The organism is Enorma shizhengliae, from assembly GCF_009676995.1.
GTDB classification, from domain to species: Bacteria; Actinomycetota; Coriobacteriia; order Coriobacteriales; family Coriobacteriaceae; genus Enorma; species Enorma massiliensis.
Genome location: NZ_VTFZ01000012.1, coordinates 79,942 through 105,300, shown reverse-complemented (window position 1 = coordinate 105,300; position 25,359 = coordinate 79,942). Strand labels below are relative to the sequence as shown.

19 protein-coding genes are annotated in these 25,359 nt (G+C 62.7%); 12 read left to right on the top strand and 7 right to left on the bottom strand.

What is annotated here, in order from left to right; genetic code table 11:
• Positions 1 to 102: 102 nt before the first annotated feature.
• From GJE22_RS09060 to GJE22_RS09050, 3 genes are all read right to left on the bottom strand, one after another.
• Positions 103 to 1,389, bottom strand: coding sequence for a hypothetical protein (locus GJE22_RS09060; protein WP_144687989.1), 1,287 nt, complete (start codon positions 1,387 to 1,389; stop codon positions 103 to 105).
• A 203-nt stretch (positions 1,390 to 1,592) separates the two neighbouring features.
• Entirely contained in the window at positions 1,593 to 3,032 is a 1,440-nt protein-coding gene (gene asnS / locus GJE22_RS09055; RefSeq protein ID WP_144687988.1) for an asparagine--tRNA ligase, read from the bottom strand.
• Positions 3,033 to 3,725: 693 nt separating this feature from the next.
• On the bottom strand, positions 3,726 to 4,343 hold the full coding sequence (locus GJE22_RS09050; RefSeq protein WP_144687987.1) for an HAD family hydrolase: 618 nt from the start codon (positions 4,341 to 4,343) through the stop codon (positions 3,726 to 3,728).
• Between the two features lie 390 nt (positions 4,344 to 4,733).
• Between GJE22_RS09050 and GJE22_RS09045 the strand changes: the two genes are divergently transcribed.
• The 7 genes from GJE22_RS09045 to feoB all read left to right on the top strand — a co-directional run bounded on the left by GJE22_RS09045 (position 4,734) and on the right by feoB (position 15,448).
• Positions 4,734 to 6,086, top strand: a complete 1,353-nt coding sequence (locus tag GJE22_RS09045) for an FtsX-like permease family protein (RefSeq protein ID WP_144687986.1) — start codon at positions 4,734 to 4,736, stop codon at positions 6,084 to 6,086.
• Positions 6,087 to 6,827: 741 nt separating this feature from the next.
• Positions 6,828 to 7,664 carry a cell division protein FtsQ gene (locus GJE22_RS09040; RefSeq protein ID WP_144687985.1) on the top strand — a complete coding sequence of 279 codons (837 nt, stop codon included), beginning with the start codon at positions 6,828 to 6,830 and terminating at the stop codon, positions 7,662 to 7,664.
• 18 nt (positions 7,665 to 7,682) lie between these two features.
• Positions 7,683 to 9,476 (top strand): ABC transporter ATP-binding protein, encoded by a 1,794-nt coding sequence (locus GJE22_RS09035; RefSeq protein WP_144687984.1) that lies wholly within the window; start codon positions 7,683 to 7,685, stop codon positions 9,474 to 9,476.
• A gap of 60 nt (positions 9,477 to 9,536) precedes the next feature.
• On the top strand, positions 9,537 to 10,376 hold the full coding sequence (locus GJE22_RS09030) for an energy-coupling factor transporter transmembrane component T family protein (protein WP_144688013.1): 840 nt from the start codon (positions 9,537 to 9,539) through the stop codon (positions 10,374 to 10,376).
• 108 nt (positions 10,377 to 10,484) lie between these two features.
• Entirely contained in the window at positions 10,485 to 11,276 is a 792-nt protein-coding gene (locus tag GJE22_RS09025; RefSeq protein WP_144687983.1) for a PHP-associated domain-containing protein, read from the top strand.
• Positions 11,277 to 11,283: 7 nt separating this feature from the next.
• Entirely contained in the window at positions 11,284 to 12,114 is an 831-nt protein-coding gene (locus tag GJE22_RS09020; protein WP_144687982.1) for a MurR/RpiR family transcriptional regulator, read from the top strand.
• A gap of 973 nt (positions 12,115 to 13,087) precedes the next feature.
• Positions 13,088 to 15,448, top strand: a complete 2,361-nt coding sequence (gene feoB, locus GJE22_RS09015; RefSeq protein WP_144687981.1) for a ferrous iron transport protein B — start codon at positions 13,088 to 13,090, stop codon at positions 15,446 to 15,448.
• A 275-nt stretch (positions 15,449 to 15,723) separates the two neighbouring features.
• Here the strand turns inward: feoB and GJE22_RS09010 are convergent, their stop codons facing one another.
• Complete coding sequence (locus GJE22_RS09010; protein WP_144687980.1) at positions 15,724 to 16,260, bottom strand: cysteine hydrolase family protein; 537 nt, start codon at positions 16,258 to 16,260, stop codon at positions 15,724 to 15,726.
• Positions 16,261 to 16,293: 33 nt separating this feature from the next.
• Between GJE22_RS09010 and GJE22_RS09005 the strand changes: the two genes are divergently transcribed.
• A complete protein-coding gene (locus GJE22_RS09005) occupies positions 16,294 to 16,926 on the top strand; it encodes a uracil-DNA glycosylase family protein (RefSeq protein WP_328592319.1) in 633 nt (210 codons plus the stop codon).
• Positions 16,927 to 17,072: 146 nt separating this feature from the next.
• On the opposite strand, the gene GJE22_RS09000 is transcribed toward GJE22_RS09005, so the two are convergent.
• The 3 genes from GJE22_RS09000 to GJE22_RS08990 form a co-directional block, all read right to left on the bottom strand.
• On the bottom strand, positions 17,073 to 17,900 hold the full coding sequence (locus GJE22_RS09000; RefSeq protein WP_144687979.1) for a hypothetical protein: 828 nt from the start codon (positions 17,898 to 17,900) through the stop codon (positions 17,073 to 17,075).
• On the bottom strand, positions 17,897 to 18,622 hold the full coding sequence (locus tag GJE22_RS08995) for a helix-turn-helix domain-containing protein (RefSeq protein WP_144687978.1): 726 nt from the start codon (positions 18,620 to 18,622) through the stop codon (positions 17,897 to 17,899). Before GJE22_RS08995 ends, GJE22_RS09000 begins: the two co-directional genes overlap by 4 nt.
• 302 nt (positions 18,623 to 18,924) lie before the next feature.
• Positions 18,925 to 20,715, bottom strand: coding sequence for an ABC transporter ATP-binding protein (locus GJE22_RS08990; RefSeq protein ID WP_144687977.1), 1,791 nt, complete (start codon positions 20,713 to 20,715; stop codon positions 18,925 to 18,927).
• Positions 20,716 to 21,520: 805 nt separating this feature from the next.
• On the opposite strand from GJE22_RS08990, the gene rplJ reads away from it, so the two are divergent.
• The 4 genes from rplJ to GJE22_RS08970 all read left to right on the top strand — a co-directional run bounded on the left by rplJ (position 21,521) and on the right by GJE22_RS08970 (position 25,142).
• On the top strand, positions 21,521 to 22,042 hold the full coding sequence (rplJ, locus tag GJE22_RS08985; RefSeq protein WP_087186741.1) for a 50S ribosomal protein L10: 522 nt from the start codon (positions 21,521 to 21,523) through the stop codon (positions 22,040 to 22,042).
• Positions 22,043 to 22,146: 104 nt separating this feature from the next.
• Positions 22,147 to 22,524: a 50S ribosomal protein L7/L12 gene (gene rplL / locus GJE22_RS08980; RefSeq protein ID WP_019127868.1), complete on the top strand. Its 378-nt coding sequence runs from the start codon at positions 22,147 to 22,149 to the stop codon at positions 22,522 to 22,524.
• Between the two features lie 429 nt (positions 22,525 to 22,953).
• Positions 22,954 to 23,859, top strand: a complete 906-nt coding sequence (locus GJE22_RS08975) for a UTP--glucose-1-phosphate uridylyltransferase (protein WP_144687976.1) — start codon at positions 22,954 to 22,956, stop codon at positions 23,857 to 23,859.
• A gap of 125 nt (positions 23,860 to 23,984) precedes the next feature.
• Complete coding sequence (locus tag GJE22_RS08970; protein ID WP_235895786.1) at positions 23,985 to 25,142, top strand: glycosyltransferase family 2 protein; 1,158 nt, start codon at positions 23,985 to 23,987, stop codon at positions 25,140 to 25,142.
• The last annotated feature ends 217 nt before the right edge of the window (positions 25,143 to 25,359 follow it).

The following is a 25,359-nucleotide window of genomic DNA, read 5'->3' as shown; positions in this document are numbered from 1 at the left end:
CCCCTGGCATCGGATGATAAAAATCCCCACGGTAGCGCGGGTTTTTTCATCATAGCGAGATGCGCTGGGCGCAGGTACATGTGGAGGTCTTGTTATAGATTGTTAACGATTGGAATCGTGGGCGGTGGGGGCTTCCGGTGCAGGTGCGGTGGCCTGCGGCGCAGGCGCGGGAGCGGCGGCCTGCGGTGCGGATGGGGCGAACTGCGATGCCGGCAAGACGGCCCTCGACGCGGGCGCGATGGCCTGCGGCGCTGGTGTGGGCGAGGCTACCTGCGACGCAGGCGAGATTGCCTGCGGTACCGGTGGCGCTGCCTGCGGCGCAGGCGCGACGTGCATGACATCATCTCCGTCGCGCATCGAGAGCGCCTGGAGGCGCTCGAGCCGGAAGGTGCGCCCGCTATCGACAATGCCTGCGGGATCGGTGCTGTTCGAGCGCGCCGCTTGGGCGAGGCGTCCCCGCACGAAGACGGCACCGTTTGATTCAACAAGCGCTTCGGGGAAGAGGCAAAACCGATGGCTCGACGCCCCCGCCTCTCCATGCGCTGCGGCGAGTACAAACGTGACGGGCGCACCAAGCTGTATGGCGCGCTCGATGATCTGCCGCGCCGTGGCAAGCTGAAAGCGCATGGTTGCGCGCGCGGGAGGCGCTGCATTCCCGGAAGGCTGCTCCATGCTCTTCTCAAAGCGATGCCGAACCGTGGGCGCGACGAGAGGGAGCAAATTCTTCACAAGCCTCCGGCGTTCGATCGAGGTGAGCGCTGCGCTGTTCCATATGGTGCTGAGGGTGAGCTCGGCATCTTCGGTGGGGATGGGGTGCGAAAGCAGGGCATAGCCGCGATGGTTGTTGCCCGCGATGTTCAGCCCAAAGGAGCGGAGCATCTGGATTGAGTAGCGTATCGAGCTGGCGGTGACGCGTGGCGGTCGAGTGCCGGGGTGGTCCTGTGCATCGAGCATGGTTTTGATGCGCGGCGCGCTGAGCGCGTGCTCTTCGTCGGTGTGCTCTTCCAGAATCGCAAGGATGCGCAGCGTACGCGTATCGTACGCCCGCGTCCGGTCGAACCCACCGTATGCGGGCGCCTCCTCATCGGGTAGTGCAGGGAGCCTCCAATCATCTTGGTAATCGGCAGCTTCTCGGTCAGCGTGATGAAAGGCAGCGTCTGGGCTGGCGCTCAGCGCGGAGATCTCTCGACCGTCTTCGTACATAGCGGGTTCCGAGTGGGAGCTGGGCACGTAGAACTCTCTGCCGCCTTCGTACGTGGCGAGCTCCGAGTCAGCGCCGCGCTCAAAGGGCTCCGAAGCGACGCAGCGCGCGGCGTACAGCCTATCTCGCAGGGTCTCAATAGGGGCGTTAACGAAGATATCGTGTTCTAGATGATAGCTTTGGTTCATGGGTACCTCGCAGCGGTGGGGGACCGTTGATTGATGCTGCGAGCATACGAGCGTGTACGAAAAAGCGACCGCCCGCGGTTCTGGACGGTCGCTTAAGTTCGGCGAACGGGCGCGCGAATTTTCAACATGGGCTGCCAGCCGAACGGAATTCTAATCACGCACCGTATCTACACGTTTGGCTGGCCAAAGCTTGGCGCGATGAGTTAGAACTCCGCGTTGCCCACCGTGCGCGGGTGCGGAATCACGTCGCGGATGTTACCCACGCCGGTGAGGTACATCACCAGGCGCTCGAAGCCCAGGCCAAAGCCTGCGTGCGGGCACGTTCCGTAGCGGCGCAGGTCAAGGTAGTACTTGTACTGCTCCTTGTCCATGCCGAGTTTCTCGATGCGGCGCTCCAATACGTCCAGGCGCTCTTCGCGCTGGCTTCCACCGATGATCTCGCCGATACCGGGCACCAGGCAGTCCGCGGCGGCCACAGTCTTGCCGTCGTCGTTCAGGCGCATGTAAAAGGCCTTGATCTCGGCAGGATAATCGGTCACGAAGGTCGGGCGCTTGAAGTGCTGCTCGGTGAGGAAGCGCTCGTGCTCGGTCTGCAGGTCAATACCCCAGCTCACGGGGTAGTCGAACTTCTGGCCCGCGGCCACGGCCTGCTCCAGAATCTCGATAGCCTCGGTATAGGTCACGCGGGCGAAGTCGGAGCTCGCCACGTGCTCGAGGCGCTCGATGAGCCCCTTGTCAACGAATTTGTTGAGCATGCCCAGCTCGTCGGGGCATGTGGCCATGACATCGCGAATGACGTACTTGAGCATGTCCTCGGCGAGGTTCATGTCGTCTGCCAGGTCGGCGAAGGCAATCTCGGGCTCGATCATCCAGAACTCCGCTGCGTGGCGCGTGGTGTTGGAGTTCTCTGCGCGGAAGGTGGGGCCGAAGGTGTACACGTCGCCGAACGCCATGGCGAAGTTCTCGGCGTTGAGCTGGCCGGAAACGGTGAGGCTTGCCGGCACGCCGAAGAAGTCCTGGCTCCAGTCCACCTCGCCGGCGGTGAGCTCGCCGTTGCTCGCGGTGGCCTGCTCCTCGCTCACGAGCGGTGGGTTCGCCGGGTCAATGGTGGTCACGCGGAACATCTCGCCTGCGCCCTCGCAGTCGCTCGCCGTGATGATCGGCGTGTTGACGTACACAAAGCCGCGCTCCTGGAAGAAGCGGTGGATGGCGGCTGCCGCGACGCTGCGCACGCGGAACACGGCGCGGAAGAGGTTCGTGCGCGGGCGCAGGTGCTGCTGGGTGCGGAGGAACTCTACCGTGGCGCGCTTCTTCTGCAGCGGGTAGTCCGGCGCGGAGGCACCTACGACCTCGATGGTCTCGGCGGTGAGTTCGAAGGGCTGGGGCGCCTCGGGGGTGAGCTTGAGCGTGCCCGTGGCGGTGATGGCGGCGGAGACGTTTTGGTGCGCGATGTCGTCGTAGTTGGCGAGCGTCTCGCGGTTCATGACAATCTGCAGGTCCTTGAAGCAGCTGCCATCGTTCACGGTCACGAAGCCGAAGTTCTTCATGTCGCGGACAGATTTGATCCAACCCGCGACGGTGACGGTCTGGCCACCAAGCTCCTCGGCGTGCGTATAGAGCTGGACGATTTTAGTGCGGTCCACAGTAGTCCTCGATTCTTGGGCGTGTTTCGTATACGGCCACATGATACCCGACATCGCGTGCCCTGCGCCATGCCGCGCAGTGCGAGCGTTGCCGACGCCCTGCGCCGCGGGCGATATGCCAACCGGCATGCTCCTTGTTTCGTCGTCGCGTTATACACCGCCGGCATGCCGCGCGGAAATCGTCAACTCTGCGCCGCGTGAAAGCGCGCCCTCCGCCGTTCGGAAGGGCGCGTCGTGGCGTGTGGAGTCGCGCCAGCGGGCTTTCAGGCGCAAAGCTTTCCCTTAAGGGGCGCGTTTGGCACTCTCATAGCTCGGTACAGATCAAAACTCTTGCCAAAGGATCGAATTATGGGGCTTGGGCAAAGTAGCTAGCGAAGCACCGACGCTTCTAACTGCGGTAGTTTGGAAGCTTTCATCGGTTGTACTTGGGCCATGTCGTAAAATTCGATCCTTTGGCGAGAGTTTTGATTCAGAACTGTGTGGACGGCTGAATTTGCGAGTTTTTTCGTGGCTCATGGGCAAAGTTTCGCCGCTGGGCCCCTTGTGAGGGCCGTGTGCATGGAGGCGAGCATACGGCGAGCATATTGACGTGTCATAAACGATGATGCGGTTTACAACAATGGTAAGCGCTGAGGTAATCAGGTCCGCCAGGATGGTATTGGTGATCGTCGGCAGCTCGGTTCCGCTGTAAGCCTAGAGGTCAAGAATCCGCTCCAACTGGGCGACGCTCGCTTCGGCATCATCCGTGATGAAATGGAACGACTGCATACCGGCCACCTCTGCTCCGTGGCAGTTGTTGAGATTGTCGTCCACGAAGATGCATGTTGCGGGATCGAGGCCATAGCGCTCGCAGAGCAGCTGGTAGATGGCCGGGTCCGGTTTCATGAGACGCTCTTCTGCCGAGACCACGCGCCCGTCCATGAGCGGATAGGCGGGGCAGTGGCCCAGCTGCTCGTCGATGCGCGTGCTTGCGTTGGAGAGAAGGTACAGGCTAAAGCCTCGCTCCTTGAGCTGTGCGGCGAAGCTGTTGGTGGGTGCGATGGGCTCGGAGTGCTCGGGCCAGTGGGCGATGCATTCGTGCAGGTTGGGGAGGAGCCGCTCGGGCAGAGCAGCCTCTGCGATACGCCGCATGGTTTCGTGGCTGATGACCCCAGCATCGAGGAGCGCCCATTCATTGCGGTCGAAGAGCGCGCGGTCGAGCAGCTCGGCGTCTTCTTCGGTGCCGGTAAAGATGGTTGCGAAGCGCTTGCTATCGAATGTCATGAGCACGCCGCCCATGTCGAAGATGACGTTGCGAATGGAAGACGTCATGGAAACTTCCTCTCCTGAGAAATGATGCAACCCTGCCGAGCAAGCTCAATCCACTGAGCAGGTCAAGTCCGTCGGCCACGTCCGGCTTGCTGGGCCCGTTCGGCCCGTCGCTCGCGCGCAGTCTGTCGAGCTGGTTCTATCATAGGCGAACGCTGGTTGCGCCGAGCGCTGCGGGCTAGGGGTTTCTTATGCCGAGCGCTACATATCTTGTAATCGCATGGCTTTCATGGGTGGCACGACAGGGTTTTCGCGCGTCGCGGACACCGCGGCTGAACGAGGCGCTACATTGCAAAAACGTAAGGCGGGCGTAAGCCAAATCGATGGCGCTGGTGGAGCGACCGGTCGACAATGAGCCATGGAATTACCCGCAAATCTCCTGCGAGGAGTCTCATGTACATCAAGCTCGCCTTGGGCAACGTGCGGCGCAGCCTGCGCGACTATTCCGTTTATTTCGCAACGCTCGCGCTCGCCGCTTGTCTGCTCTATAGCTTCATCGCTTCGGGCGATTACCTGCTCGCGCTCGACCTCACCCCAGACCAGCGCGCCATCTATGCGAAGTCGGGTACGGTGCTCGAGGGTTTTTCGGTCTTTGTGGTCGTCATCTTCATCTTTCTGGTCGCCTACGCCAACCGGTTTATCGTGCGCCGACGCAAGCGGGAGTTCGGGCTTTATGCGCTTGTCGGTATGCCGCGCCATGGGATCGCGGCGGTTCTTGCGCTCGAAGGCCTCGTGGTGGGCGCAGCCTCGCTGGCGGCGGGGATAATTCTAGGCGGCCTGCTCTCGCCCGTGTTCAGCGCCATTGCCGCCTTTGTGTTCGATGCGCCGTGGCGGTTTCAGGCGAGCTTTTCGCCCGGTGCCGCAACCTGGACAGCGGGCTGCTTCGTGGCCATCACCGCGCTCGGTGCCGCTGCGTGCGCGCGAGACGTGCTGCGCCGGCCGCTCGTTGACCTCATGTGCGTTGAGCGGGCGCCCGAGCACCTGGCATTTGGCACGAAGCGCGCGGCGCGCATCCAGTTCGTCGCGGCCCTTCCGCTTCTCGCTATCGTATGGGGAACCTGCGTGTTCCAGCCCATGTATTTCGTCGTGTTCATCATTCCCATGGGGTTTGCTGCTTTCGGGGCGACGTACCTGGTGATGCGATCGGCTGCGTGGCGTTGGGGAGCGCGGGCGCGGCGCCACGCCGAGGTATATTGGACGGGCCTTCGCGCATTCACGGTGCGGCAGGTCGAGGCGAGGGTGTCGAGCACCGCCGCAGCGCTTTCGTGCGTGTGCGTGCTTATTGCCGCGGCGGTGTGCATGACCTGCGCGGGCTTTGCGTTTAGCGTGGGAATGCGCGGCCCTGGCGCGCTCATCGAGAATGCAAGCTCGCTTGCGCCTATCGGATTCGTGGGCATCTTCTACGGGGCGGCATTTTTGGTTACGGCAGCGGCGGTTCTCGCGCTGCAACAGCTTTCGGGGGCGGCCGACGCGCGGCAGGCGTTCGAAACCTTGCGTGAGCTGGGGTGCGAACGCGCCATGGCGCGGGCATCGCTGCGCGCGCAGGTGCGCCTGTGTTTTGCGGCGCCTCTTGCGGGAGCTCTCATTCACGACGTGTTCGGCCTTGTGCTCGTTGCCTTTCTTGCGCTGGTGCTGGGAAGCGCGTCGTTTGCGTTGGTGGTGGCGGGCGTGCTTGGCTTCACCGTTGCAATTATGGCGGCGTATTACTTCATAACGTGCCGCGCCTGCGAGCGCCTGCTGCTCTAGGTGAGATGGGCGCAGGGAGACAGTTGTGCCAGGTACATTTGTCTCGGAGACAGTTGTACCCGGCACAACTGTCTCACCATTTGCTGACGGCACCGACATCGGGCGACATTCGGATATTTCTCAGTTTCTCGGGCGGGATTTCGCCATCTGAGAGGCTCGTAGCGTCTGAATGTCGCCCGAGAACGCCGGCGGTGTCCGAAAGTCGCCCGAAAACGAGGGCTGCGGCAGAAAACCGCCCGGGGACGGGGAGGCGATAGGATCTCGCCCGGCAACGCGAGCGGTGTCTGGATCTCGCCGGGCTGCCCTTGCGATGTCCAAGACCCGCCCGACAACGGAGGGGGCGTTCAAAACCCGCTCGGAAGCCCAGCCGGCGCCTGGCTCTCGCCCGGCAACTCGGGGCAAGTGCCATTATCAGCGCTATGTAAAGTGCGAAATCGCTCGCATTTTCATGAGACGCACGAGAAAGCACCCCGCCGCATCTGCGGGTGCATGCAGAATTTTCATCAAACAAGCCAGCGAAACTTTATTTTCACCTTACGCACGGCTAACCCATTTCCGCAGTTCAGCTGCGTATGATGCTTCCTGCCGAGCACATCGGCAGGGACCGTGGCCCCGCGTGGGCAGCTGTCTGCGGCGTCGAGCCGGGCTATCGCCCGCAGCGCCGCGCACGGCACACCGAGCACGCCGCCACGTCCCTCGAACCAATGCGCTTTCGCCGGCGCAGAAAGAGAGAGGAATCCCATGACAACTACGGCTTCTAAGGGCGCCCAGACGCACAAGCTGATGGTTTTCGTCCTCAGCATGTCGCTCTACGGCCTCGCCACGCTCGTTTCCGAGCTCATCCCTTCCGTCCAGGTAGGCATTGTTGAGTTCTCGGTCGAGTTCTTCCTGTTCATCCCGCTTACCCTCGCCATGCTCTTCGACCCGCTTTCGGTGGCGCTGGGCGCCGCAACGGGCGAGCTCGTTTTCAGCGAGATCATGCTCGGCCAGTTCGGAGGCATCGGCGAGCTTGAGAAGTTCCTGACCGTCACCATCGCCATCTACATCGCAGGCACCCTGGTTCGCGATCCCCGCAACCTCAAGGCCGTGGCCGCTGCCGCCATCGGCGCGACGGCGCTCCAACTTGCCATGAGCGCCGGCGTGGACATCCTGAAGGTGGTCTTCGCGGTCGAGGAATTCGAGGCGGTCCCGGGCCTTCCCGAGTCGGTCTTCTTCACCGAGGGCTTCGCCTTCCTGAACGACCTACTCTTCAGCGGTATCCTGTTCTGCCTGCTTCCCACGCTCTTCCTGGTCCCGCGCCTCTATGGAAAGATCGAGCCGCTCCTGGGCATGAAGCCGCGTACGGCCGAGGACGCACCCGAGGCCCCCTCTGCCAAGCTCGTTCTGGGCGCTGTGGTGTGCTTCGTGGTGGCCGTGCTCGCCGCCTGCCTCTCGAAAGCGGGATTCTCCCTCATCGAGTGGGAGGCCGAGTGGGCCGAGAGCACCGGTGCCATCTTCACTGGGCTCGGCGTTGCCGCGGTAGTTGCCATCGTCGCCGCGTTCTGCCTGCACCGCAACGCGACTCTGAGCCGCGCGTAGCCCCCAAGGGACCAGGATATGTCGATCATCTCCATCAAGGACCTCACGTTCACGTATCCCGGTGCCCATGATGCCACCCTCCGCCACCTTGACCTCGAGGTGGAGGAGGGTGACTTTCTTGCCATCATGGGTGCCAACGGCTGCGGCAAATCGACCCTTTGCAAAGCGATGAACGGGCTCATTCCGCAGTTCATCGCGGGCGATATGACCGGCTCGCTCGTGGTTTCCGGCCTTCTTGAGGCGCGCGATACCCCTATCGGCGAGTTGGCCCAGCACGTGGGCTATGTATATCAGGATTTCGAGAACCAGCTGGTGCGCCCGACGGTGCTCGACGAGGCATCGTTCGCGAGCCTCAACTACGCTCAGCCCGATTACCTGGAGCGCGGGATGGCGGCGCTCGAGCTCTGCGGGCTCGCCGAAAAGGCTCAGGACTATGTGTGGGCGCTTTCGGGCGGGCAGAAGCACCTGCTCGCGCTTGCCGGAGCGCTCGCGCTGGAGCCCGAGGTCATCATCTTGGACGAGCCCATCGCCCAGCTGGACCCGTACCATGCGCGTCAGACCTATGAGGTGCTGCGTGACCTCAACGAGCATCACGGCAAGACGATCATCGTGATCGAGCACCATACCGACTTCATTGCCGACTACTGCAAGCATGCGGTGCTTATGGCGAACGGCGCAGTATCGTGGAAGCTCCCGGCACGTGAGGCGCTGCGTCAGCTGGACGACCTTGCGGCGAGCGATATCTATCCACCGCAGATCGCCTCGGCCGCGCGCGAGCTCAAGAGCGCGGGCATCATGGACCGCTGCATCGAGCTGCCCACGACCGTGGACGAGGGCGTACGCGCATTCGCAGGGCTTGGATTCACGCCGCAGACGCACTCCTCTCGCGATGATGCGATGGCCGAGAGGTGCGCCCACGGCTCGGGTGCGCCCGGCGCAGAGCCCGTCCACCCCTCGGACGCGCCCGGCGCAGAGCCCGCCGTGGCCTTCCGCGACGTGCACGTGCAGTACCGAAGCGTCAAGGGCGCGCCGCACACGGTATTCGACGGCCTCGACCTCGCCATACAGCCGGGGGAGAAGGTCGCGCTCGTGGGCTCCAACGGAGCGGGCAAGACCACGCTCATGAAGCTCATGTGCGGCCTCATCAAGCCCACATCCGGCGAGGTGCGCCTCGGCGGCGTGGCCACGCGCGCGATGAGCCCGGAAGACATCTCCGGTGCGATCTCGCTCGTCTACCAGAATCCCGAGCAGATGTTCATCAAGGACACCGTGCACGCCGATGTGGAGTTTGCCATGCGCGCACGCGGGGTGGCGGGCTGGCAGGAGCGCGCCCAGGAGCTCATCGACCGTTTCCGGCTGGGCGACCTCGCCGATCGTGACGGGCGCCTCATGTCGGGCGGTCAGATGCGCCGGGCATCGCTCGCCATTGGCATCGCGCTCAATCCGCCGATCCTTCTACTCGATGAGCCCACGGCAAACCTCGACATCGCCACGCGGCGCGAAATTGTGCGCACCATCGCCGACCTGCGCGGCGTTACGGACACCGTGGTCATCGCGACGCACGACATGCAGCTTGTGTGCCAGTTCGCCGACCGGGTGATCGTGCTCAATCAAGGCGAGGTTATCGGCGACGGCACGCCGGAGGAGATTTTCCACAACGAAGCCGTGGTCGAGGCGTCGGGCATCTGCCCGCCCGAGATCTATGCCATGGGCGCCGCGCTCGATGCGCGGGCAACCTGCTTCGATATCGAGGACTTCCTCATGTGCTTCGACGGCTACCGCGAGCTGGCGCTTGCTGCCATCGGCGGGTAAATCCGGAGCGTCAAACAAGGGGCTGCCCCCCATGTGACATGGAAAGGAGATGCGAGCTTGATGCTCGAAAAACTCTCAGAGAACGTCATGGATAAGGTGTCAATCGACTTCCTGCGCAACCAGGTGCTCAGGAACGCGTACGGCAACGACGACACGCCCATCGCCAAGCTCGACCCGCGCGTGCTCATCGTGTGGTACCTCTTCTTCGGCCTCGTGCCGTGGTTCCTCTCCGAGGTGACCGTGCTGCTGGGGCTCTTCCTCTTCTGCGCCGTCACCACAAGGCTCGCTCGCGTTGCGCCGCTCGTGCTCTTCGTATTTGCGCTGGGCGTGTTCTCGCAGACGGGCTATCTGTTCATCGTGGCGCTTTTCTTTGGCGGCAGCGTCGAGACGCTCGTTCCCTTGCTCGTGCTCACCCTCAAGGTCACCACCTGCTCGCTTGCGTCGATTACCGTGTTTTCGGGCCTCGATCCCGATCGCCTCTCGAATGGGCTTCTCTGGTTTGGTTGCCCGGAGCGTCTCTCGTTCTCCATCTCGTTTGCCTACCGGATTCTCCCCATCATGTTCGAGGAGCTGCAGAACATCCTGCTCTCTTTCCGCCTCCGCGGCCAGGCGCCGGCGCACGATACGCTCATGGGCAAGCTGCGCTGGCTGGTGTACCAGGTGAAGACCATCGTTCAGTCGTTCTACCCGCTCATGCTCAACATGGCGAAGCGCTCGCGCACCACGGTGGAAGCGCTCGAGCTCAAGGGGTACCGGTACGCATCGTCCAATATGACCGTGCTCAAGATCAAGCTCTCATCGCTTGCCATCGGCCGGAACGACCTTATCTTCGCTGCCGTCTCGATCGCCTGGGCCGCGCTTTGCTTCGCGCTGCCCGCTCTCGCGGGCGTGCTCAGGTAGGCGCGCGACATGCCAGCGCCGGGCGAGCGTGCTCAGGAAGGTGCGTGGCACGCCAGCATCGGGCGGGCGCACCGGCCGCTCCAACGGTAATCAATAGAGGGGAAATCAATGAACATCGATTTTCACACACATGGAAAATTAGCTAAGTACCTGGCATTCTCGCCGGCGTACACCGATTGGCTCTTTGGCGAGGCGGCCTCGGCCGACCTCGATGCCATATGCCTCACCGAGCATTTCAACACGCTCGGATTCGACCAGGTGTATGCCGACATCGCGGCGCGCTTCCCCCGGGAGGGCGACGCCTTCAACGTGAACGGCCTTCTGGTCTTCCCGGGCATGGAGGTGGATGTTGCAGAGAGCGGCCATACGCTCGTGCTCGGCACGATGGAAGAGATCCTCGATTTCAATAGGGCGCTCGAGCCCTATAAGGCCAAAGGGTCCTTTCTTCCGCTCGCGGAACTTGCGGAAGAGGTCCGCCGGCGAGGGCTCTTCTTTGGTGCGGCGCATCCGTTCCGGGCGCCCGGCCACATTCCCGAGCAGCCGCGCGAGGCGCTCGCTGCGTTCCAGTTTGTCGACCTGAACGGCAAGGACCTCGCGCACGACTTCGAGGGAACGATCGCGAAGACCTACGCCTTCGCGCAAGAGCTCGGCGTACCCGTGGTCTCGGGGAGCGACACGCACCAGGCATTTCAGTATGGATGCGCCGTCACCGTCATGAGCGAGCGCGTAACGACCGTAGCCGGCCTGCGTGCGCAGGTGCTTTCGGGGAGTTACCGCATTTCCTACGCGTCCGACCTTGCCTTTAAGGTTAAGACGGCGAGCATGCTCAAGCGTGCGCTCAAGGAGATTGACCGCTTGGGCGGCGATTACGTGCAGACGCTCATAGCGGGGGCAGAGTAGGGGAGCCATGACCGATCCGTCGCTTTTTCCCACGGGCGTGGCTTACACGCCCGCCGAGGAGCTCATCATCAACCACATCGTCGAGAAGCCGCGCGAGTTCCTTCTGCAGTCGATTCAAGACGTGGCGGCGAGCCTCGGCATCTCCGAGGCCACGGTGTCGCGGTTCGCGCGCCATGCGGGGTTCGGCGATTTCAAAACGCTGAAGAATGCTGTCGCGGCGCGCTCGCTGGGGCCCGCGGATAAAATGTCGGCAAGTATCGATGAGGGCGCGGGCGACGTGCAAGCGTTCCTGCGCCAGCAGCGCGCGAACATCGATCGCACGCTCGAGGGGCTCGATGAGGAATCGTTTGCCAAGGCGGTGCATGCGCTCGTGGCATCGCGGCGCATTTTCTTGCACGGCAAAGGTGCCTCGGCCTGCGTGGCCGAGCTGTTGCGCTTTCGCCTCAACCGCTACGGGATGCTCGTGGAGCTGCTGCCTGCGGGCGGCACGGAGCTCATGGAGGGCCTCGTGCACGCGGGACCGAGCGACGTGCTCGTGACCTTCGGCTTTCAGCGCGTGTCGCCCGAGGGCCAGGCGCTTTTGGACCATGGCGAGAAGGTTGGCTGCACGACGGTGCTCTTCACCGACCGCTATGTGCGCAGCGTGGGACCGAGAGCGACGATCGAGCTCTATACCTACCGCGGGGAGCCGCGTGCGTATCATTCGATGGCGAGCGCGGTGGCGTTGGTCGATGCGCTCGTGGTGGGCATTGCGGCGCAGCTGGACGGGCCGGCGCTCGAAACCCTCGACCGCATCAAAGAGCTCAAGCGGGCGTACGGTCATCTGCTCGCGCGCTAGGGGAGCGCTGAGGTGGCGATGCGTCGCCCCCAAGGACTTCTAAGGGGCATCGAGCTGGATTTCGCGTCCGATTTCCTGCCCGCTGAGAAGCGTTTTCAACTTTTGGGCACTTAAACGGGGAGCGTCGGAGTAGACGCGGCGCGGTGTGCGGGGAATGCGCAGGTAGGGACGCTGGCGCTTTTCCGTCTACTTCGCTTGATCCCCATGGAGCGCCCAAAAGTTGAAAGGTCGGGCAAGCGGCACCTGTTCGGCCGTTTGACTCGTGTCGTTTCGCGTGGTGAACGTTGCGCGGTGGGGCTCGCGCCGAGTGGAGCAGCCCGCATCGATTGGGGGGCTTCGCGCTGAGTGGGTGAGCCTCGCATCAATCGAGGGCGCCATCGAGGCGCTGCTTCGCCGAGAGCGGCTGCCTCGCGCCGATCGGCGGAGCCCTCCCATTTGAGCATTTTTGCCGAGTGCAACAAAAATGGAGTTATGCGCAGCGAAAGCAGCATTTTTGGAGTTACCGGGTCGTTGAAGGGCAGATAACGCCGAATCTGTTGCTCTCGCCGAGCATAACTCCATAAGTGCTGCAGTCGCTGCTGGATAACTCCATTTCTGCTGCAGTTGCCGCCGTGTAACTCCATGAATGCGGGGGTGCTCATTCCAATTCATATCCCAGCACGGTTGAGAGCCTCTGCGATGATTTTTGATTCGAAGAAAGCCTCCTTTGTTCAAATTGATTTGAGGCCGCTGTGGCCTGCTGCAATGCGTAGACCTCCGAAAAGGGCTCTGGAAATGCCTTGCCATGAAGTGACGAGAGGGCTGTGGCGCGTAGCGACATCCAACGGCCGCATGAGGGCAAACAGTGATAATACAATACTATCTGCACATATGTTCATATATAAATAATTAATGATATTGCGCTAGGTCGATGTATTGCGATTACAATTCACCGTAGAAAACTTTGGACAGATTCATGCAGAGGAGATATTGCATGAAGCTCGATGAGCTAGAAATCGGCAAGGACGCCATCATCGAATCGGTCGATTCTGGCGATGCCGTCCTGCGGCAGCACATCTTCGATATGGGGCTCACCCCCGGCACCGAAGTGACCATGATGAAGTACGCCCCCATGGGCGACCCGCTCGAGATTCGCCTGCGCGGCTACGAGCTCACGCTGCGCCGAGCCGACGCCGCGCGCATCTCGCTCGCGAACGTGCACGACGCCCATGACTGCCCGCGCAAGAACCCGCAGGCGAGCACAGCGGCTCACCCGGCGTTCGGTGAGGAGCCCGCGCGCCCGCGCCGCGAGGGGGCAGCGCCCCTTCCCGAGACCGCGCCCCTGCGCTTTGCCCTCGCTGGTAACCAAAACTGCGGCAAAACGACGCTTTTCAACCAGCTCACCGGCTCCAACCAACATGTGGGCAACTTCCCGGGCGTGACGGTGGACCGCAAGGACGGCCAGATCAAGGGGCACGCAAACGCCACCATCACCGACCTGCCGGGCATCTACTCGCTTTCGCCCTATACGAGCGAGGAGGTGGTAAGCCGCCAGTTCATCCTGGAAGAGCAGCCGGATGCCATCATCGATATCGTGGACGCCACGAACATCGAACGGAACCTCTACCTTACCCTGCAGCTTATGGAGCTTGATCGGCCCATGGTGCTCGCCCTCAACATGATGGACGAGCTTACCGAGAACGGCGGCACGGTGGACGTGAACGCGCTCGAGGCAGCGCTCGGCATACCGGTGGTGCCCATCTCGGCGGCGAAGAACGAGGGCACGGGCGAGCTCGCCGAGCACGCGCTGCACGTGGCGCGGTATCGCGAGCACCCTGGCCGGCTCGACTTCTGCGCGGCGGACGGTCCGGACGGCGGTGCGCTCCACCGCTGCATCCACGGTATCTGCCACCTGATCGACGACCACGCCCAAGCGGCGCGCATACCCGTGCGCTTCGCCGCGACCAAGCTGATCGAGGGCGATCGGTTGGTTACGCAGGCCCTCGCGCTCGAGCAGAACGAGCTCGACGCCGTAGAGCACATCATCTGCCAGATGGAGGAGGAAGCCGGCACCGACCGCATGGCTGCCCTCGCCGACATGCGCTTCTCGTTCATCGAGGGGGTGTGCGACCAGAGCGTGGTAAAGCCCCATGAGAGCCGCGAGCACCTGCGCTCTGTTGCCGCCGACCGTATCCTTACCGGCAAGTACACGGCCATACCCGTGTTCATCCTCATCATGGTGCTCGTGTTTTGGATTACCTTCGACGCGGTGGGGCAGCGCCTCTCCGATCTGCTCGAACTCGGCATCGAGGCATTCACCGGCGTGGTTGATCAGGCTCTCACGTCGTTCGGGCTCAACCCGGTCGTGCACTCGCTCGTGATCGACGGCATCTTCGCCGGTGTGGGCAGCGTGCTCTCGTTCCTGCCCATCATCGTGGTTCTGTTCCTGCTGCTATCCATCCTGGAGGATTCGGGCTACATGGCGCGCGTCGCCTTCGTAATGGATAAGATCCTGCGCAAGCTGGGCCTTTCCGGGCGGAGCTTCGTGCCCATGCTCATCGGTTTCGGCTGCAGCGTGCCCGCCATCATGGCCACGCGCACCCTCCCTTCTGAGCATGACCGCAAGATGACGGTCATGCTCACACCGTTCATGAGCTGCTCGGCCAAGCTGCCGGTGTACGCCCTGTTCTCGGCGGCGTTCTTCCCCGACCATGCCCCGCTCGTCATGGTCTCGCTCTATATCATGGGCATGGTCGTGGGCGTGCTTGTGGCGCTGGTGCTCAAGGGGACGGCGTTCAAGGGCGACCCCGTCCCGTTTGTGATGGAGCTTCCCAACTACCGCCTGCCCTCGGCCAAGACGACGATCCGCCTGGCGTGGGATAAAGCCAAGGGCTTTGTGACCAAGGCGTTCACCATCATCTTCGCGGCGAGCGTGATCATCTGGTTCCTGCAAACGTTCGACCTTCGCTTCGATGTAGTGGCAGACCAGTCCCAGAGCATGCTTGCGGGGCTGGGCACGTTCATCGCGCCGCTGTTCGCGCCGCTTGGCTTTGGGAGCTGGATTGCGGCTGCGGCCATCGTTGCGGGTTTTGGAGCCAAGGAGAACGTCGCAGCGACGCTCACCGTGCTCATGGGCGGCTCGGTTGCGGGCCTCGCGACGCTCTTCACGCCGCTGACGGCCTATGTGTTCCTGACATTCGTCCTGCTGTACACGCCCTGCGTGGCAGCGGTGTCTGCGGTGCGAAACGAGCTTGGCACACGCATGATGTGCGCCGTGGTGCTCATGCAGTGCGGCGTGGCGTGGCTGGTGGCCTTGGCCGTGCGGCTGATCGGCTTGGCGCTGGGCTTAGCGTAGCGGCTGAATAGCGATTTCGGGGCAGCCTCGAAGTTTTTCTTCCGAAAGCCTGTATTTCTGGCAGTTATTTCAACTATGAACGATTCGCGGGGGCATCGGCAGCTGTCGATGCCCCCGCGATGCCTATGCGTGTGTCAAAAACGCAGGATTTTGTTGGCTGGCCGTCCCCGTGGCCCCGATGAGGCACGGCAAAGCCCGCGCCTCATCGTTCATAGTTGAAATAACTGACACAAAAAACGCGTTTCACGCAAAAAGTGCGGCAGCGGGACGCGGTGTTACGCGCCGGCCACCTGAACCTGGCAGCTGCGCATGGTCGCGAGCGCGGCCTGGTGCGCGTCGGGCGTAACGCCGGCGCACAGGCGCGCGTCTACGCTTATGGGCACCTCGGGCAGCGCGGCCTTGATGAGCAGGGCGTTCGATACCACGCAGATATCGGTGCACACGCCGATAAGCTCGATGGACTCAATCGGCTCGGTTGCGTTGGCGTGCGTCAGGTAGTGGACAAGCGCCGTGGAGCCAAAGGTCGGCTTCTCAAACACGCGGGCATCGCGCTCGCGCTGGACGTCGGCGAGTTCGGGGATGAGCTGCCAACCCTCGGAGCCCTTGATGCAATGGGGAACAGGGAGGTTTCTGCCTTCCTGCGTCTCGGGGTAATCTTCGCCGTGGGTGTCGAGCGTGAAGAGCACCTCGCCATCGAACGCGCGCGCGGCTTCGACGACCGCGGGGGCGATCCCCTGGGCCTCGGCGGTGCCGAGCGCGCCGGTCACGAAGTCGTTTTGCATATCGATGACGATGAGATATCTGCGAGCCATGGAGCCTCCTTGCATGGGGATGGTGTTTGCGTCATGGTAGCAGAAGCGGAGGGGCGCTCGGCGAGCTACCGATGCGCCGTAACCTGCCGGTCATGTGGTGAGAGGAGCCAGGCGATGGGGGAGTACCAGCACATCACGCATGGATTCGATCCGGTCTTCGATGGGCGCTCGCGCGTGCTGGTGCTGGGATCGTTCCCCTCGGTGCTTTCGCGCGAGAACGCGTTCTATTACGGTAACCCACAAAACCGTTTCTGGCGCGTGATCGCGGCTTGCGTGGGCGCACCCGTTCCACCGAACGAAGGCGATGCCCTCCCAGGAGGTATCCCCGCTTCGCTCGCCGCTTCTATCGAGGCAAAGCGCGAGCTGCTGCTTGGGCACGGCATCGCGCTCTGGGATGTCATCGAGAGCTGCGATATTAAGGGCTCTTCCGACGCAAGCATTAAAAATGTGGTGCCCGCGCGCATCGAGCGCATCGTAGGCTCGGCGAACATCGGGGCGGTGTTTTGCAACGGCGGCACGGCGGGGCGGCTATATCGTCGGTACCTGCAAGATCGGACTGGAATTCCGGCAGTGGTGCTGCCTTCGACCAGCCCGGCGAACGCGTCGTGGAGTTTCGAGCGCTTGGTGGAGCGGTGGTCCCAAGCGTTCGACGAGCTTGCCCGCTGACGGACCGGCGGCTAACCGGTGCCCGCCGACGAGGGCTATTCGCCGTCGCACGATAACGGGGCGGAAATAAACCGGCGTCCACTTGAGTGGCTGCCCACCATTGCCTGCCGGTTGATTGGCGATTCGCCGCTGCCCGCCGACGAGGGCTATTCGCCAAGCCTTCGACATTTGGATACCACGGATCGCCACAACGTGTGGGGCGAGGCGACGATGACGCTCGGGGCTCGGTGCTTGGCATCGAGGTTTTCGGCGCCGGCGCCCATGATGTCTTCAAGCTCGTCAAGCGAGCGGCCGAGCCTCACGCCGGCGACCAGGCAATCGACGGCCTCGGAAACATCTCGGCGCCACGCGCCGAGTCGCGGCGCTCTCATCAGGCGGGGGAGCAGCGCTCCGTCGGTTACGATGACGCCGCCGATCCAGGGGTGCCCCGCGCTTTGGCAGGCAGATGCAGCTTGCGCGACAACTTCGCGTGCGTCTGAGCCGTCGTGCGCGTTCCCTGCGGCGAGCATGCCGATGGGAGTGCCGGGGCGGATCGTGTCATTCGCCGCCGCGCTTCCGTCTTGCAGTGCCGCGCATAACGTTGCCACGGCATCCGGTGCCCCTGTTGTGCAGTACGCGGCGCAAATCACAACGTCATAGCCTGCGATTTCCCCCGCTTCCAAGGTCGCTGGCAAGCGGTGGCCGGCTTCAAGGCGAACCCGAACGAACCGTGGCGCAACCGCTGCTGCTCCATTCTGCCGTGCCGATATGCGCGTGTACGCAGCGAGCGCGCCTGCGAAGTCGTCGAGCAATAACGCTGCAGGGCTCGGGTTAGGGTTTGGACCTTCGCCAGAGTGCTGCGGCCCGCTGCCCTCACCACCGCGCCGTGACCCGCAATCCTGGCCAGGGTGCCGAGGCTCGCAGCCCTCGCCAAGCTCGATGAGCCCCACGCGCAGCCCTGCTGCTTCGCGCGCCCCTTTTGTCGCGGCCGTCACGATTCCCCCTCCGCCTGCTCGATGACGCAGACGCTTTCGGCGAGGTTGGTCGCTTGCGGCGCATTCTGCGCGTGCGTCTTGATCGATACCTGCACGTGTTGGCCTACCGCAGGCGCGAAGGGGTCGGTCTCGGTCTCTTCGGGCGCCTCGCCATCCTGTTCGATGGCGTGCGAGTACATGGTGTTGCTGTCAACGGAAATAACCCAGTAACGGTAGTCATACCCGCGGCCGAGGTCCACGACGAAGTCGTCGCTGGTCCGGTCGCTCGCCACCACGGTTCCCTCAATAACGTGCAGGTCGGGTTTTGCGGTAACGCAGCAGACGATGAATGTGGCAGCTACGATGCCGAGCAAGGCCAGGCAGGCAATTTTGAGCCATCGGCCAGATGGTTTTTGGCGCGCAGGGGGCGCAGGGTCGTTGCCTGGCGCGTCGGCGTCGGCTGCCATTCCGGCTTCGCTGCAAACGTCCCGAGGCTCTACGTCGTATCCGGCGCGCCTATCTTCCTCGCGGGCGTCGTTCCGAACGTCATCCATGAGTGTCGCCATGCCCACTCCGTAGAGCTCGGCCAGCGCGAACAGGTTTTCGGTGCTCGGCAGGGCGTCGCCACATTCCCACTTGGAAACCGCCTGGCGGCTCACTGCAAGCTTGCGCGCGAGTTCCTCTTGGCTCAAGCCGTTGGCGCGGCGGAGGTCGTGCAGGCGTTGGGCAAGTTGTCCGTTCATGGGAGCCTCCCGGTCAAACGATGCGATCAAGCGATGCGGTGTGGATGTCGCTTACCACATAGTCTATGCGCCGTGCCCGTGCGCGCCACCATGTTCGCCTTGCAATTGTGCAACTTGCGGTTGCGGGGCGGCGAAATGCCTGGCGTTGCGGCGAAGCGCCCTGCGCCGCGCTGAAAACCCTGCGCCGCGATGAGACGCCTGGCGTTGCGCAGAAATACCCAACGCCGCGACGAAGCACCCACCACTGCGTTGAAACGCCCGCCGCTGTGCTCAAGCACCATCCCGCGCACCGCGATCGAGCCCTATTCGCTCCCCAGGAACGCGCCCGACTGTCGGCTCCACAGCTGCGCATACTCGCCGCAAGCGTGTACCAGGTCGGCATGGCGGCCGTCCTCCACGATCTCGCCGTCGCGAATCACCACGATGCGATCGAGCGCGGCTACGGTGGAGAGCCGGTGGGCGATCACGAGCGATGTGCGGCCGCGCATGAGGTTTTCGAGCGCATCCTGGATGAGCTTCTCGCTCTCGGAGTCAAGCGCGCTCGTTGCCTCGTCGAGCACGAGGATCGGTGCGTCCATGAGGATAGCGCGCGCGATGGCGATGCGCTGGCGCTGCCCGCCCGAGAGCTTCACCCCGCGCTCGCCCACCTGCGTGTCGAGTCCGCGCGGCAGCTTCTCGATGAACTCGAGCGCGTTGGCCTCGCGCGCCGCCTGCATAATCTCCTCCTCCGAGGCATCGGGCCGGCCGTAGGCGATGTTCTCGCGCACGGTGCGGTGAAACAGGAGCGGTTCCTGCGGCACGTAGGCGATATGCTGGCGCAAGCTTACTTGGCTCACGTGGGCGATGTCCTGCCCGTCTATCCGTATGCTGCCACCCGAGAGATCTGCCAGGCGAAGCAGCAACGTGGTAAGCGTGGTCTTACCGGAGCCGCTGCGACCCACCAGACCCACGCGCTGTCCCGCGGGGATGTGCAGGCTGAAACCGCGGAACACGGCGTCGTCGGCGCTGGCATCGGCATAATGGAAATCGATGTCGCTGAAATCGATGGCGCCTTCCGGTACGGCGAGCTCAGGCGCGCCGGGTTCGTCTGCCACGAGACGCGGCTCGTCGAGCGCCACCGTGAGATCGTGCGCCTCGCCGAACGAGCGGTTGATCTGCTGAAACATCTGGGAAAGCATGTTGAAGCGCCCCGTGAGCGAATTGGTATACGTGAACATCATGACGAGCGTGCCCGCGCTGATGCCGAACCACGCATTGCCGCCGGCGATGAACACCGCGACAAGCCCCATCATGAGCACGATGAGCGAACTCGTGACCGCGCCGGTTTTCACCGTGCGACGCATGCGCTGACTGTCGGCGGCCTTGACCTCTTGGTTGGCCTGCTCGAAGATGCTCTGCTCGTATGCCTCGCGTCCGGCTGTCTTCACCGCCAATATATTAGTGATGGAGTCCGAGAGCTCGCCGGAAAGGCGGTTCTGTGCAGCGGAGGCTGCTGCATTGATGGGGAGAATCTTGCGGTACAGCTTGAATACGATGGCCACGTATGCGATGAGCACCACGAGGAGCACCACAACATAGGCGGGGGCAAGTGGCGCAAGCATGCATATGGTGAGCACCGCGGTCGCTGCGGTGGGTAGCGCCGAGTAGGTGAAATTGTCCATGAGCAGGCTGTATGCGGATATGAATTTCTGCGTGGAGCTTACCAGCGAGCCGCCGAAGCGGTTGGTATGAAAGGTCATCGATTGGTTGGAGAGGGTGTCGAAGGCCAGGCGCCCCAGCTCGTAACCTGCGCGGATTTCAAGCTTGGCGCAGGCGTAGTCCTGCAGCTTGCTGCAAACCTGGCCGGCGATGTTCACGCCGATGAGCGCCAGGATGTATGGCCCGAAAGCAGTTAGGACCTCGTCCGGCCCCACGCCGCCTGCGCCTACCATGTCTACGATTTGGCCCACGATGAGCGGGCTTGCAAAGGTGAGGAAGAACACATAGCCAAGCGTCACGGCGACATCGAGGACGAACATGGGGAGCTGGATACGCGTGACGCCCCAAAAGTAGTGCAGCGTGCGGCGCGTGACGGAGGAGGTACGGCTGGACACGGCGTTCCTTTCAACGAGTTTTGTCCGGTATGGTACCGCAAGTGCAGAACGAGGTCATTGGGCGTGGTGCGCGGTCTGCAACGGTTTGCTTGGCATTGTTTCCTCCGGTTGGAGGGGCATTCGGCATCGCTCGCGGACAGATGTGTGCGGCTAGAATCGTCCGGCAAAGCCAAAATGCTGTGTCGAAAGCATATTTTGGCTAAAAATGTCGATTTCTGGCGATGGAAGAAGCGAAGCTGGACGGGACGGACTCGCCCCACAGCACTATTTGTGGGGCTGCGAGACGGTTAGCAGGTAGAACATGCGCCTCCGATCTGCCAAGAGGGTTCCATGAAGACCGCGACGCCCTCTCGACGCACGCGCGGATTGCCATAAATCGACATTTTTAGCCAAACTTGGCCTGCAAGCAAAGCAATACGGCTTGCGCATCGTCCGAATGGAGCGTAGAAAGCCATCAACGAGGAAAAAAATGTGCACATTTCCTGCGCCGGCGCCGCTTGTCGGTTGACGCGCGTTCGGCAACGCGGCATACTAACACCCGGTTCACGCACGGACCCGCTGCCAGAGACAGCCGGTGCCGCGGGGAGCACTTCGGTGCACACCCAAGGCTCAATGGGGAAACCCGCCAGCCGAGGTGGTCGAGCAGATAGCTCAACTTTGCATGTCTTCTCGCCCCCGTCGCTCACGCAGCGCGGGGGTTTCTTTTTGAAACGCGGAAACCTGGTTTCTGCGCTTCATTTCCGAGGCATCCCCGCCACAGTCTTCGGCGGCCCGTGCCCGGAAAAGCAACGAGGAGGTGTAACGAATGCCACAGCAGTACAAGATCGACAAAGTCGCCGAGATCGAGGAGCGCGTGGAGGCCAGCGCTGGCCTGTACGTGATGTCCTACAACGGTCTCACCGTGAAGCAGGCTCAGGAGCTGCGCCACGCGCTTCGCGAGGCCGGTGCGGAGATGAAGGTTTACAAGAACAACCTCGTCCGCCTCGCCCTCAAGAACCAGGAGCAGCCCGAGATCGACGATATCCTCGCCGGCCCGCTGGCTTACGTCTTCTACAAGGAGGAGCCGGTGAGCTCTGCGAAGGTGCTCAAGGACTTCGCCCTGAAGGCCAAGGGTGTCATCGAGGTGAAGGGCGGTATCTCCGAGGGTAAGGCTATTACCGCGGAGGACGCCAAGGCCATGGCCGACCTGCCCACCAAGGATCAGCTCCTTGGCCAGATCGCCGGCCTCATCAACGGCTTCGCTCGCGACATCGCGGTCTGCGTCAACGGCGTGTCGAGCGGTCTCGCCCGTACCGTCCAGCAGATCTCCGAGCAGAAGGCTGCCTAGCAGCCGCGCGTGGCCTGGCCACGCACCCCGGCGCGCTCGCGCGCCACGTGAAGTTTCAGCTCCGCGCCCAGCGTTGGGCGTGGTAACCGAAAGGATTGCTTACCATGGCTAAGCTTACCAACGAAGAGATCATCGAGGCTCTTAAGGAAATGACCCTGCTCGAGGCTTCCGAGCTCGTCAAGGCCATCGAGGAGACCTTCGGCGTCTCCGCCGCCGCCCCCGCCGCCGTTGTGGCCGGCCCCGCTGCCGCCGCCCCCGCCGAGGAGGAGAAGACCGAGTTTGACGTCGTGCTCGAGGGCTTCGGCGACAACAAGATCCAGGTCATCAAGGTCGTCCGCGAGCTCACCAGCCTTGGCCTCAAGGAGGCCAAGGAGGTCGTCGAGAACGCTCCGAAGGCCGTGCTCGAGGGTGTCAAGAAGGAGGACGCCGACGCTGCCAAGGAGAAGCTCGAGGCCGCCGGCGCTGCCGTCTCCCTCAAGTAAGTTTGGGCAGGCGAAGCGCCTGCTCGGACATGCCGCATGATCGGCTGCAGCCCATGTGTTGCACTACGGGGTTCGAGATTCGTCTCGGACCCCGTTTTTTTGCGCTCACCTTCTTGTTTTAAGGCTTCGCTTCGTTTCGCAAATCGAGGTCCTTCATCTTGCTATTTGTTGGGCGGAAAACGACAGGAACCGGGACCTCAATTGCGCCGTGTGGTGGGCGATCAGGGCAGCGCGGGCCTCGATAGCTCCACGGGCATCCATTCACACGCGGAGGGCGACCGTTCGCGGTAGACATATGAGGGGGAGCCTTGGAATTTGCTTGAGATTTTCCGCGCTTTTCATGTGTCGCGTTACTATGCTGTGCGAAGTTATCTCACGCCGCATGCCGGCGATGTCGCCCGAACCGGGCACGTTGAAAGGAATGCATCAGTGAAGGCCATCATCCCCGCCGCGGGCCTGGGCACCCGCTTCCTGCCGTCGACCAAGTGCACGCCCAAGGAAATGCTTCCCGTGCTTGACAAGCCGGTCATCCAGTACGTGGTGGAGGAGGCGCTCGAACCCGAGGAGGTTACGGACGCCATCATCGTGACGAGCCCCAACAAGCCGGAGCTCCTGAGCTACTTCCAGCCTGATACGGCCCTTGAGCAGCTTCTCCGCTCTCGCGGCAAGACCGCCTATGCCGATGCCGTTGCCGAGGCGGGCGGTCTTCCCGTAGACTTCCGTTTCCAGTACAAGCCGAACGGCCTCGGCCATGCCATCCGCTCTGCGGCCGATGCCGTGGCAGGGGAGAGCTTCCTTGTGCTCCTCGGCGACTACGTGGTGCCGGCGCGCGACATCTGCGACAAGATGCTCGAGGTCAGCCGCGCCCATGGCGGCGCGAGCGTTATCGCTGTTGCGGCTTGCGCTCCGGAGGAGGTCTCGCGCTATGGCGTGATCGCGGGCGAGCGCGCGGGATCGCTTGCCGGCGCGGAGGACGTTGCCGACTGCGAGCCCGGTGCCGTGTGGCGCATCTCGGGCCTCGTTGAGAAGCCCGATCCCGCCGATGCCCCCTCGAACCTTTACATCGTTGGCCGCTACCTGCTCTCGCCCCTCGTGATGGACCTGCTCGCCGATCAGGCTCCCGGTGCGGGCGGAGAGGTCCAGCTCACCGATGCCATGGCGCGCTCGCTCGATCGCGAGGCCATGTATGCGGTGGTCATCGACCCGCTCAGCGGCTACGATACGGGCACCCCGTCCGGCTGGATGGCGACGAACGCGCTCATGGCCGCTTCCGACCCGCGTTTCCGTGACGAGTTCTGGGATGCCATCGAGGTGCGTGGCGGCCTCACACGGTAGGTCTCGGTTGGGCTGTGCCACCGCGCCAACTTGCGTCGGCGTCGGCATGCGGTGCTGCCGGGCTACTGAGTTTGTGCGGCGCTGCCCCGCCTTGTTGACGCGCTGACATTGCGCGAACGCGTTGAATGTGCGGACACCTGGGATGTATCTCAGGTGCCCGTTTCTTTTTTGGTGGAAACTTTCCCAATGTGAAGGCGCGGTATACTCGAATGCGCCGACAGGCCAGATTGCACGAGACAGGCATCATGGGGGTGCTCATGCGGACAGAGCCGACGCTGGCCATAGTGATTCCCTGCTTCAACGAGGAAGAGACGCTTCCGCTCATGCTCCCCCGGTTCCTTGCAAAACTTAACCGGCTCATGCATGAAAATCATGTGGCTGAGGATAGCTTTCTTATGCTCGTTGATGACGGGTCGGAAGATTCGACATGGGATATCATCTGCGCGCTTGCTCGGCATAACTCGCGCGTGCGTGGCATTCGCCAGAGCAGGAATCGCGGTCATCAGAATGCCGTGCTCGCCGGCCTTATGGAGGTGAAGGATCGTTGTGACGCTTCCATCTCCATTGATTGCGATGGGCAAGACGATATCGATGCGATGGATGAGATGATTTCGCGCTACCAAGAGGGCTTTGATGTCGTGTACGGGGTGCGCGGTAGCCGCAAGACCGATACGTGGCTCAAGCGCACAACCGCTCAAGCATTCTATCGACTGCTTGGATGGCTCGGTGCCGAGGTGGTATACAATCACGCGGACTATCGCTTGCTTTCGGCTCCGGTGATGAAGGAGCTATCGGGTTTTCACGAGGTGAACATCTATCTACGGGGAATGGTCCCTCTCGTGGGATTTAAAAGCTGCGAAGTCGTTTACGAGCGTTCGAAGCGCATCGCCGGAAGGTCTCGCTATCCTTTGGTGAAAATGATGGGGCTTGCGCTTGACGGCGTGACAAGCCTTTCCATCAAGCCGATTCGCCTGGTCATGGCATTGGGCATTGTCATTTCTATCGCTAGCTTCTTAGGTATCGTATGGGCGGTGGCGAATGCGTTGCTTGGATGGGCTGTATCCGGTTGGGCAAGTACGATCAGCGTGATCTGCCTGTTGGGCGGTGTGCAGCTGATTTGTCTCGGTGTCATCGGGGAATATGTAGGCAAGACCTATCTCGAGGCCAAGGCGCGGCCGCGATACATTATCTCCGAGCGCACGAGTTTCGAAGGTGATGGCGGTACTCGGCCCGCTCGAGTTGCGCCGACGGATGCAGGGGAATCAGTACGCGGCGACGCGTGAGGGGGGCAACGCGTGGCAGATGGAATGGAGATGAGTCGTCAACGATGGTATCGCGTGGCCAGCGCGGTGTTGCTTCTCATGCTGTGGGCCGTGCCGGTGTTTCGCACGTAGCCTCGGATTCTGGAGTCCGCGTGCGCTTCTGGCTGCATCGGACATAAGAGTTCGCACGCCGTTCGCATGCCGCTGGGCGGTGTCCTGTTCGCGTTGGGCACATCGT

What these genes read in the sequence shown, in the direction of transcription:
- rplJ (WP_087186741.1), top strand. Translation starts at nt 21,521, where the DNA reads ATGCCACAGCAGTACAAGATCGACAAAGTCGCCGAGATCGAGGAGCGC.
- GJE22_RS09045 (WP_144687986.1), top strand. Translation starts at nt 4,734, where the DNA reads ATGTACATCAAGCTCGCCTTGGGCAACGTGCGGCGCAGCCTGCGCGAC.
- GJE22_RS09025 (WP_144687983.1), top strand. Translation starts at nt 10,485, where the DNA reads ATGAACATCGATTTTCACACACATGGAAAATTAGCTAAGTACCTGGCA.
- GJE22_RS09005 (WP_328592319.1), top strand. Translation starts at nt 16,294, where the DNA reads ATGGTAGCAGAAGCGGAGGGGCGCTCGGCGAGCTACCGATGCGCCGTA.
- GJE22_RS09050 (WP_144687987.1), bottom strand. Translation starts at nt 4,343, where the DNA reads ATGACGTCTTCCATTCGCAACGTCATCTTCGACATGGGCGGCGTGCTC.
- GJE22_RS08995 (WP_144687978.1), bottom strand. Translation starts at nt 18,622, where the DNA reads ATGAACGGACAACTTGCCCAACGCCTGCACGACCTCCGCCGCGCCAAC.
- GJE22_RS09035 (WP_144687984.1), top strand. Translation starts at nt 7,683, where the DNA reads ATGTCGATCATCTCCATCAAGGACCTCACGTTCACGTATCCCGGTGCC.
- feoB (WP_144687981.1), top strand. Translation starts at nt 13,088, where the DNA reads ATGAAGCTCGATGAGCTAGAAATCGGCAAGGACGCCATCATCGAATCG.
- GJE22_RS09060 (WP_144687989.1), bottom strand. Translation starts at nt 1,389, where the DNA reads ATGAACCAAAGCTATCATCTAGAACACGATATCTTCGTTAACGCCCCT.
- GJE22_RS08970 (WP_235895786.1), top strand. Translation starts at nt 23,985, where the DNA reads ATGTGCGGACACCTGGGATGTATCTCAGGTGCCCGTTTCTTTTTTGGT.
- rplL (WP_019127868.1), top strand. Translation starts at nt 22,147, where the DNA reads ATGGCTAAGCTTACCAACGAAGAGATCATCGAGGCTCTTAAGGAAATG.
- GJE22_RS09040 (WP_144687985.1), top strand. Translation starts at nt 6,828, where the DNA reads ATGACAACTACGGCTTCTAAGGGCGCCCAGACGCACAAGCTGATGGTT.
- GJE22_RS09020 (WP_144687982.1), top strand. Translation starts at nt 11,284, where the DNA reads ATGACCGATCCGTCGCTTTTTCCCACGGGCGTGGCTTACACGCCCGCC.
- GJE22_RS09030 (WP_144688013.1), top strand. Translation starts at nt 9,537, where the DNA reads ATGCTCGAAAAACTCTCAGAGAACGTCATGGATAAGGTGTCAATCGAC.
- GJE22_RS09010 (WP_144687980.1), bottom strand. Translation starts at nt 16,260, where the DNA reads ATGGCTCGCAGATATCTCATCGTCATCGATATGCAAAACGACTTCGTG.